A 10863-nucleotide genomic window follows, 5' to 3' on the forward strand; every position below is an offset into this window, starting at 1 on the left:
GCAAGAGGGTGGCCTCAGGTGAACAACGAGGATAAGCTCCGCTACTTCCTCCGGCGAGTGACGGCGGACCTGCACGAGGCCCGCGAGCGGCTCCAGAAGATCGACGATTCCCAGCAGGAGCCGATCGCGATCGTGGCGATGAGCTGCCGCTATCCCGGCGGCGTCGAGTCGCCGGAGGACCTCTGGCGCCTGCTGGCGGACGGCGGCGACGCGATCTCGGAGTTCCCGGCCGACCGCGGCTGGGACCTGGACGCGCTCTACGATCCCGACCCCGACACCCGGGGCACCAGCCATGTGCGGGAGGGCGGCTTCCTCGACGGCATCGGCCTCTTCGACGCCGGCCTCTTCGAGATCTCGCCCCGTGAGGCCCTCACCATGGACCCGCAGCAGCGGCTGCTGCTGGAGACCTCGTGGGAGGCCTTCGAGCGGGCGGGGATCGACCCGACCTCGCTGCGGGGCAGCCGGACCGGCGTGTTCGCCGGCGTGATGTACCACGACCACTCGGCCGTTCTGCAGCAGGCGGTCGAGGACGTCGAGGGATACATCGGGACGGGCAGCGCCGCCAGCGTCGTCTCGGGCCGGGTGGCCTACACCTTCGGCCTGGAGGGGCCTGCGGTGACGGTGGACACGGCGTGCTCGTCCTCGCTGGTGGCCCTGCACCTGGCGGTGCAGGCGCTGCGGCAGGGGGAGTGCACGCTGGCGCTGGCCGGCGGTGTCACCGCGATGTCCAACCCCACGGCGTTCGTGGACTTCAGCCGGCAGCGCGGGCTGGCCGCGGACGGCCGCTGCAAGCCCTTCGCGGCGGCGGCGGACGGCACCGGGTGGGCCGAGGGTGTCGGTGTGCTGCTGCTGGAGCGGCTCTCCGACGCGCGGCGCAACGGGCACCGGGTGCTGGCGGTGGTGCGGGGCAGCGCCATCAACCAGGACGGTGCGTCGAACGGGCTGACGGCGCCGAACGGGCCGTCGCAGCAGCGGGTGATCCGGCAGGCGCTGGCGAACGCCGGGCTGTCGGCGGCGGACGTGGACGTGGTGGAGGCGCACGGCACCGGGACCACGCTGGGCGACCCGATCGAGGCGCAGGCGCTGCTGGCGACGTACGGACAGGACCGCGAACGGCCGCTGTGGCTGGGCTCGTTGAAGTCCAACCTCGGCCACACCCAGGCGGCGGCCGGGGTGGGCGGCATCATCAAGATGGTCCAGGCGCTGCGGCATGAGCTGCTGCCGAAGACCCTGCACGTGGACGAGCCGACGCCGCACGTCGACTGGTCGGCGGGCGCGGTGGAACTGCTGACCGAGCCGGTGGCGTGGCCGGCGGGCGACCGACCGCGCCGCGCAGCCGTCTCCTCCTTCGGCTTCAGCGGGACCAACGCGCACGTCATCGTCGAGCAGGCCCCGTCGGCCGAGGAGGGCGAGCCGGCCGCCGAGGCCCCGCAGGTCCCCGGGCCGCTCCGGCTGCCGCTTCCCGTGCTGCTGGCGGCCAAGAGCCCGGCGGCCCTGCGCGACCAGGCCGCACGCCTCCTCGCCCGTACGGACGCCGACCCCGGGCTCACGGTGGCGGACCTCGGTTTCTCCGCCGCGACGACGCGGGCCGCTCTCGACCACCGGGCGGTGATCGTCGCGGCCGACCGCGAGGACCTGCGCCAGGCCCTGGGCGCGCTGGCGCGGGACGAGCCCGCCGCGGGGGTGGTCACCGGGGCGGTGGCCCCTCGGAGCCTGGCCGCCCTGGTCTTCTCGGGGCAGGGGAGTCAGCGGGTGGGGATGGGGCGTGAGCTGCATGCTTCGTTCCCGGTGTTCGCGGAGGCGTTCGACGAGGTCTGCGCTGCGGTCGACGTCCACTTGGGCCGGTCGTTGCGTGAGGTGGTGTTCGGGGAGGATGCGGAGCTGCTGGGTCGGACGGAGTTCACGCAGCCGGCGTTGTTCGCGGTGGAGGTGGCGCTGTTCCGGTTGGTGGAGTCGTGGGGGGTGCGGGCGGACTTCCTGGCGGGTCACTCGATCGGTGAGCTGGCCGCCGCGCACGTGGCCGGCGTGTTCTCGCTGGCCGATGCGGCTGAACTGGTGGTGGCGCGTGGCCGGTTGATGCAGGAGCTGCCGTCGGGTGGTGCGATGGTGGCGGTGCAGGCCTCGGAGGACGAGGTGGCGCCGCTGCTGGCCGGCCGTGAGGACCTGGTGGGCATCGCCGCGGTCAACGGTCCGACGTCGGTGGTCATTTCGGGTGCCGAAGAGGCTGTGGCAGAGGTTGCCGAACTGCTCGCCGCCGAGGGCCGCCGCACGAAGCGGCTGGCGGTCTCGCATGCGTTCCACTCGCCGCTGATGGAGCCGATGCTCGCCCGCTTCCGTGAGGTCGCCGAGCGTGTCACGTTCGCCGAGCCGACCCGGCCGATCGTCTCGACGCTCACCGGACGGCCGCTCATTGCCGAGGAGTTGGCGGACCCCGAGTACTGGGTGCGGCACGTCCGGCACGCGGTCCGGTTCGCCGACGCCGTCCAGACGCTCGCGGCCAACGGTGTGACGGCGTTCCTGGAGATCGGCCCCGGGGGCCTGACCTCGATGGTCCAGGAGACGTCGGCGGACGCCGTTGCCGTCCCGGCTCTGCGTGCCGACCGTCCCGAGGTCGAGTCCTTCACCACCGCCCTTGCCCGGCTCCACACCCACGGCATCGCCCTCGACTGGGAGGCCGTGTTCAGCGGCACCGGCGCCCGGCGGGTCGACCTGCCGACCTACGCGTTCCAGCACGAGCGGTACTGGCTCGACACCCGCCCGGCCGAAGGTGACCTCACCGGCTCGGGCCTGTGGTCGGCGGAGCACCCGCTGCTGGCGGCGGCGGTCACGCTGGCCGACCGTGACAGTGTGCTGCTGACCGGCCGGCTGTCCCTCGCCACGCACGCCTGGCTGGCGGACCACGTCGTGAGGGGAACGGTCCTGCTGCCCGGCACGGCGCTGGTGGAGTTGGCGATCCGGGCCGGCGACCAGGTGGGCTGTGACCGCGTCGAGGAACTGACCCTGGAGTCGCCGCTGGTGCTGCCCGAGCGGGGCGGCGTCCACGTCCAGGTGCAGGTGGACGGCGCCGACCCGTCGGGCCGTCGCGCCGTGCGGCTCTACTCGCGGCTCGACGACGCCACCGCCGCCGCGCCGTGGACCTGCCACGCCACCGGTGTGCTGGCGACGGCCCAGCCGCCGACGGCGGAGCACGCGGAGCCCGAGCTGTCCGCGTGGCCGCCCGCCGGCGCCGCCGAGGTCGACGTCGATGGGCTGTACGACCGCCTCGCCGAACTGGGCCTGGCCTACGGTCCGGTGTTCCGGGGTGTGCGGGCCGGGTGGCGACGCGGCGACGAGGTCTTCGCCGAGGTCGCGCTGCCGGAGGGCATCGAGGCGACGGGCTTCGGTGTGCACCCCGCCCTGCTGGACGCGGCCCTGCACGCCGTCGGCCTGGGTGACTTCGTCGCGGAGTCGGACGAGGGGCGGATCCCGTTCGCGTGGAGTGGGGTGAGCGTGTCCGCCACCGGAGCGACCGTGCTGCGGGTCCGGCTGGCCCCGGCGGCCGGCTCCGGCCTCGGCACGGGCACGGTAGCGCTCTCGGCTGCGGACGGCACCGGCCGGCCGGTGCTGTCGGTCGAGTCGTTGATGCTGCGCCCGGTGGCCGCGGAGCAGCTGGCCGCCGCGCGCGACGAGCAGCGTGACGCGCTCCACCGGGTGGAGTGGGTGCCGGGGTCGGTGGCGGTGGGTGAGGCTGCGGAGGTGGAGGTCCGGGAGGGCTTGGAGGCTCCGGGGGTCGATGCGGGGGTGCCGGGGCTGCTGGCGGTGGTGTGCCCGCCGTCGGGGTCCGGCGCCGAGGGTGTGCGCGCGGTTGTCGGCGGAGTGTTGGAGCTGCTGAAGGAGTGGGTGCGCGAAGAGCGTTTCGAGGGTTCGCGGTTGGTGGTGGTGACCCGTGGCGGGGTGGCGGAGGGTGCTGTCGACGAGGGTCAGGCGGCGGTGTGGGGCCTGGTGCGGTCGGCGCAGTCGGAGCATCCGGGCCGGTTTGTGCTGGTGGATGTGGAGCCGGGGGCCGGGGACGTCCGGGCGGCGGTGTCGGCGGCCGTGGCGTCGGGTGAGTCGCAGGTCGCGGTGCGCGGCGGTGAGGTGCTGGTGCCGCGTCTGGCGCGGGTCGCCGCCGTCGAGAGCCCTGCGGTTCGCTTTGTCGAGGGTGGCACGGTGCTGGTGACGGGTGCCTCGGGCACGCTGGGGCGCCTGGTGGCACGGCACCTGGTCGTCGGGCACGGGGTGCGCCGGCTGCTGCTGGCGAGCCGTTCGGGTGCGGGTGCCGAGGGTATGGCCGACTTGGTGGCGGAGTTGACGGCGGCGGGTGCCGAGGTCGCCGTCGAGGCCTGTGACGTCGCGGACCGTGACGCGCTGGCCGGGCTGCTGGCGGCCGTCCCTGCGGAGCACCCGCTGACGGGGGTCGTGCACGCGGCGGGTGTGACGGACGACGGGCTGGTCGAGTCCTTGTCGCCGGAGCGGATCGATCGGGTGTTCCGTCCGAAGGTGGATGCGGCGCTGCATCTGGACGAGTTGACGCGGGACTTGGAGCTGTCGGCGTTCGTCCTGTTCTCCTCCGCCGCCGGGGTGTTCGGCAGTGCGGGGCAGGGCAACTACGCGGCGGCGAACGCGTTCCTGGACGCGCTCGCGCGGCGGCGGCGGGCGGCCGGGCTGCCGGCGGTGTCGATGGCCTGGGGGCTGTGGGCTCAGGACAGTGCGCTCAGCGGTGAGTTGAGCGAGGTGGACCGGCGCCGGATCTCCCGGTCCGGGATGACCGCGATCGAGACCGAGGACGGCCTCGCGCTCTTCGACGCCGCCATGTGCTCAGCGGATCCGTTCGTGGTGGCGACGCGTTGGGACACCCGGGTCCTGCGGGATTCGGCCCGATCCGGGGAACTGCCGGTCGTGCTGCGGAACCTGGTGCCCGCCTCGGTGCGTCGCGTCGCCGCGTCCGGGACCGGGCAGTCCGGGGCGTCGGCGGCGACGGCGCTCCGGTTGGCCGGGCTGCCCGAAGCGCAGCAGTACGAGCTGCTGGTGGAGCTGGTGCGCACCCACGCCGCCGCGGTCCTGGGCCACGGCCGCGCCGAGTCGATCCCATCGGGGCAGGCGTTCCGCGAGTTGGGCTTCGACTCGCTGACGGCCGTGGAGCTCCGGAACCGGCTCGGCGCCGCCACCGGTGTGCGACTGCCGGCCGGCCTGGTCTTCGACTACCCGACGCCCGCCGCGCTGGCCGGCTTCCTGCGGGACCAGCTGGCCGACGCACCGCGCCCCGCCGCTGCCGCCGTCACCACGGCCCGGGCGGACGAGCCGATCGCGATCGTCGCCATGAGCTGCCGCTATCCCGGCGGGGTGAGCTCGCCGGAGGAGCTGTGGCAGCTGCTGGCCTCGGGTACGGACGCCATCTCCGGGTTTCCCGTCGACCGGGGCTGGGACCTCGGCCTGCTCTCCGCCGACGGTCCCGACGAGGCCGGAACCAGTCACACCCGTGAGGGAGGATTCCTGCACGACGCGGGCGAGTTCGACGCGGCGTTCTTCGGGATCTCGCCGCGCGAGGCGCTGGCGATGGATCCGCAGCAGCGGCTGCTGCTGGAGACGACCTGGGAGGCGTTCGAGCGGGCGGGCATCGACCCGACCTCGGTGAAGGGCTCGGACACCGGCGTCTTCGCCGGGGTGATGTACCACGACTACGCCTCCTCGCTGCAGACGGTCCCCGAGGGCGTGGAGGGCTTTCTCGGCACCGGAAACTCGGGCAGCGTCATCTCGGGCCGGCTCTCCTACTCCTTCGGTCTGGAGGGGCCGGCGGTGACGGTGGACACGGCGTGCTCCTCGTCGCTGGTGGCCCTGCACCTGGCGGTGCAGGCGCTGCGCTCGGGCGAGTGCTCGCTGGCGCTGGCCGGCGGCGTCACCGTGATGGCCGGACCGGGGGCGTTCGTCGAGTTCAGCCGGCAGCGCGGGCTCGCCGCCGACGGTCGCTGCAAGGCGTTCGGCGCCGGGGCCGACGGCACGGGCTGGGGCGAGGGCGTGGGCATGCTGCTGGTCGAGCGGCTGTCGGACGCGCGGCGCAACGGGCACCCGGTGCTGGCGGTGGTGCGCGGCAGCGCCATCAACCAGGACGGCGCGTCCAACGGCCTGACGGCGCCGAACGGCCCCGCGCAGCAGCGGGTGATCCGGCAGGCGCTGGCCAACGCCGGGCTGTCGGCGGCCGATGTCGACGCGGTGGAGGCGCACGGCACGGGTACCAGGCTCGGTGACCCGATCGAGGCGCAGGCGCTGCTGACGACGTACGGGCAGGACCGCGAACGTCCGCTGTGGCTGGGCTCGTTGAAGTCGAACATCGGTCATACCCAGGCGGCGGCCGGGGTCGGCGGCGTGATCAAGATGGTTCAGGCGCTCCAGCGCGGCGTCCTGCCCAGGACCCTGCACGCGGAGCGGCCGTCCCCGCACATCGACTGGTCGAGCGGTGCGGTGCGGCTGCTGACCGAACCGGTCGCATGGCCCTCCGGTGACCGTCCGCGCCGGGCCGGTGTCTCCTCGTTCGGCTTCAGCGGGACCAATGCGCACGTCATCATCGAGCAGGCGCCGGCTGCGTCGGCCCTGCGTCGTGAGACGGACCAGGGCGACCAGGCCGCGAGGCCGTGGGTGCTGTCGGCGAAGTCTCCCGAGGCGCTGCGGGACCAGGCCGCGCGGCTGCTCGCGTACGCCGGGGAGCGTGAGGACCTGGTGGCGGCCGATGTGGCGTACTCGCTGGCCATGTCCAGGGCGGTGCTGGAGCACCGTGCGGCCGTGGTCGCGCCGGATGTGGCGGGGACGCTGGAGGGCCTGCGTGCGCTGGCGAACGGCGAGTCGTCCGGGGCGGTGGTCCGTGGTGTCGCGGTGGCGGGGGCGAAGGTCGCTCTGCTCTTCTCGGGGCAGGGGAGTCAGCGGGTGGGGATGGGGCGTGAGCTGCACGCGGCGTTCCCGGTGTTCGCGGAGGCCTTCGACGCGGTGTGTGACGCCGTGGACGCCCACCTCGAACGGCCTTTGCACGACGTGGTGTTCGGGGAGGACCCGGAACTCCTCAACCGGACGGAGTTCACGCAGCCGGCGTTGTTCACGGTGGAGGTGGCGTTGTTCCGGTTGGTGGAGTCGTGGGGTGTGCGCGTGGACTTCCTGGCGGGTCACTCGATAGGCGAGTTCGCCGCCGCCCACGTCGCCGACGTCCTCTCGCTGGCGGACGCCGCTGAACTGGTGGTGGCGCGCGGCCGGTTGATGCAGGAGCTGCCGCCCGGCGGCGTGATGGTGGCGGTGCAGGCCTCCGAGGACGAGGTGCTGCCGCTGTTGGCCGGCCGCGAGGACGTGGTGGGCATCGCGGCCGTCAACGGTCCCACGTCGGTGGTCATTTCGGGCGCCGAAGAGGCTGTGGCAGAGGTTGCCGAACTGCTCGCCGCCGAGGGCCGCCGCACGAAGCGGCTGGCGGTCTCGCATGCGTTCCACTCGCCGCTGATGGAGCCGATGCTCGCCCGCTTCCGTGAGGTCGCCGAGCGTGTCACGTTCGGCGAGCCGACCCGGCCGATCGTCTCGACGCTCACCGGGGAGCCGCTCACCGTCGAGGAGCTGGCGGACCCCGAGTACTGGGTGCGGCATGTCCGGCACGCGGTCCGGTTCGCGGATGCCGTCCAGACGCTCGCGGCCAACGGCGTGACGGCTTTCCTGGAGGTCGGCCCCGGCGGCCTGACCCCGATGGTCCAGGAGACATCGCCGGACGCCGTCACCGTCGCGGCCCTGCGCGCCGACCGCCCGGAGGCCGAGGCCTTCACCACCGCCCTGGCCCACCTCCACACCCACGGCATCACCCTCGACTGGACCGCCGCCCTCACCGGCACCGACCCCCGACGCGTCGACGACCTGCCGACCTACGCCTTCCAGCGCCGCCGCTTCTGGCTGGAGCCGGGTCCGGCGGTCGGCGACGTCACCTCGGCGGGCCTGTCGGCGGCCGAGCACCCCCTGCTGGGAGCCGCCGTCACACTGGCCGGCGGCGAGGGCGTGCTGCTCACCGGTCGGCTGTCCCTGCCCACCCATCCCTGGCTCGCCGATCACGCGGTGCTGGGCACCGTGCTGCTTCCCGGCACCGCCCTGGTGGACCTCGCGCTGCGGGCCGCCGACGAGGTGGGGTGCGACCTCCTGGAGGAGCTGACGATCCAGGCGCCGCTCGCCCTGCCCGACCAGGCCGGTGTGCAGCTCCAGGTTGTCGTGGCCCCCGCCGACGGCGCCGGCCGCCGCACGCTGACGATCTACTCCCGCGCGGCCCACGGGGACGCGTCCGACCAGCCGTGGACAGGCCATGCCACGGGTGTGCTCGGCGCCGGCGGCCCGGGCGCGGAGTTCGAGCTGTCCGCTTGGCCACCGCCGGGGGCGGGCGTGCTCGACACGGAGGCGCTGTACGAGCGGTTGGCGGGTTCCGGGCTCGACTACGGCCCGGTGTTCCGGGGCCTGCGGGCGGCCTGGCAACAGGGCGACGCCGTGTTGGCGGAGGTCGCGCTGCCCGAGGGCACGCAGACCGGTGGGTTCGGTGTGCACCCCGCCCTGCTGGACGCGGCGCTGCACGCCGTCGCCCTGGGCGGGCTGCTGCCCGACACCGGCCGGACCCGTGTTCCCTTCTCCTGGAGCGGGGTGCGCCGGTACGAGTCCGGCGCGGCGGCCCTGCGGGTGCGGATCGCCCCGGCCGGAGCGGACGCGGTGTCCCTGCTGGCCGCGGACGGGACCGGGAGGCCCGTCGCCTCGGTCGACTCGCTCGTCCTGAGGCCGGTCTCCGCGGAGCAGTTGGCCGCCGCCCGCACCGGGCAGCCGGACTCGCTCTACCGGGTGACCTGGGCGCCCCTCCCGCACGCCGAACCCGCCGACACCGCCGTCGAACCGTCGCCTTGGGCGCTGGTGGGCGGCACGGCGAGCGGACCGGTCACGGCCCTGCGTGCCGCCGGCCGCACCCCCGAGGTCCACGCCGACCTCGCCGGCCTGTTCGCCGGGCCGGCGCTCCCCGACGCCGTGGTCGCACTGCTGCCCCCGGCCCCCGGCGCGGCGGCGGGTACTCCGGAGGCGGCTCGGGCCGCGACCGGGTACGTGCTGGCGCTGGTGCGCGAGTGGCTGGAGCGGGCCGGTTCCGACTCCGCCCGGCTGGTGGTGCTGACACAGGGCGCCGTCGCACCCGACGTCCCGGGCGACGGCGCACCCGGGCGGCCGGATCCGGCCCAGGCCGCGGTCTGGGGCCTGGTCCGCTCCGCGCAGTCCGAGCACCCGGGCCGCTTCGTCCTGGTCGACCTGGACGACGACGAGCAGTCCGCGCGCGCCCTGCCGGCCCTGCTGGCGGCCACCGCGACGGCGGACGAACCGCAGCTGGCGGTGCGGGCGGGCCGGACGTTCGTGCCCCGGCTGGCACGCGCGACGGCCTCCGCGACGACGGCCTCCGACACGACGACCGTCGACACGCCGGCAGCCGGCACGGCGACGACAGAGGCCCTGGACCCCGCCGGCACCGTCCTGGTGACCGGCGCGACCGGGGCGCTGGGCCGGCAGGTGGCGCGGCACCTGGTCGCGGTGCACGGTGCGCGGCACCTGCTGCTGACCAGCCGACGCGGGCCGGAGGCCGACGGCGCGGGCGGGTTCGAGGCCGAACTGGCCGCCCTGGGCGCCCGGGTGACGACGGTGGCCTGCGACGTGGCCGACCGCGCCGCGCTCGCCGCGCTGCTCGACTCGGTGCCGGCCGAGCACCCGCTGACCGCCGTCGTGCACGCCGCCGGTGTACTGGACGACGCGCTGGTGGACTCGTTGACGCCGGAGCGGCTGGACCGGGTGTTCCGTCCGAAGGTCGACGCGGCCTTCCACCTGCACGAGCTGACCCGGGACCACGCGTCGACCGCGTTCGTGCTCTTCTCCTCCCTCGCCGGCACGCTCGGCACCGCCGGACAGGCCAACTACGCTGCCGCCAACGCCTACCTGGACGCGCTGGTGGAGCTCCGCCGCTCGCAGGGCCTGCCGGGCGTCTCGCTCGCCTGGGGGCCGTGGGCCGGTGACGAGGGGATGCTGGGCGAGGCGGGCGCCGAGGCGCTCGGGCGGATGGCCCGGGGCGGGGTGGCGCCGCTGTCGGGGCGCGAGGGCCTGGCCCTCTTCGACACGGCCCGCGCGGCGGCCACCACCGGTGGCCTTGGAGTCCTCCTCCCGGTACGGCTGAACCTCGCCGCCCTGCGCGCCCGGGCCGGGAGCCATCCGCTGCCCGCCGTGCTGCGTGGCCTGGTGCCGGTCCCGGCCCGTCGGCCGGACCGGCCGGGCGCGGGCGCGGGCGAGCTGGCCGAGCAGCTGGCCGGGGCGTCGCAGGACAAGCGCCGGCGGATCCTGCTGGCCACCGTCCGCGGTGAGGTCGCCGCCGTCCTGGGGCACGCCTCCGCGGAGGCGGTGGGCGCCGGCCAGGCCTTCCGCGACCTCGGCTTCGACTCGCTCACGGCCGTCGAACTGCGCAACCGCCTCGGCGCCGTGACCGGGCTGCGCCTGCCGGCGAGCCTGCTGTTCGACCACCCGACGCCGACCGCCCTGGCGGAGCACCTCGGCGCCTCGCTGCCGGCCGGGGGAGAGGCGGAGCCGCCGTCCGTGCTCGCGGAGATCGACCGGCTCGAAGCCGCGCTGGCCGCCTCCCCGTCCGACCGCGGGCTGCGCAGCACCGTCACCATGCGCCTGGAGGTCCTGCTGGCGAAGTGGAACGGGGCGCAGGACGGGCAGCGCGGCGCCGACCACGACACCTCCTCGGTCGAAGCGGCCACCGACGACGAACTCTTCGAGCTGCTGGACAACGAGCTCGGCACCTGATCGACCGGCAATCGACGG

General features: G+C 74.9%; 1 protein-coding gene. It reads left to right on the forward strand.

The genetic code is table 11. The features are described from left to right. Nucleotides 1–18: 18 nt before the first annotated feature. Nucleotides 19–10845, forward strand: a complete 10827-nt coding sequence (locus tag ABZW10_RS04330; protein ID WP_355359652.1) for a type I polyketide synthase — start codon at nucleotides 19–21, stop codon at nucleotides 10843–10845. Nucleotides 10846–10863 lie beyond the last annotated feature (18 nt).

It is taken from the genome of Kitasatospora sp. NPDC004723 (assembly GCF_040609255.1).
GTDB lineage: Bacteria > Actinomycetota > Actinomycetes > Streptomycetales > Streptomycetaceae > Kitasatospora.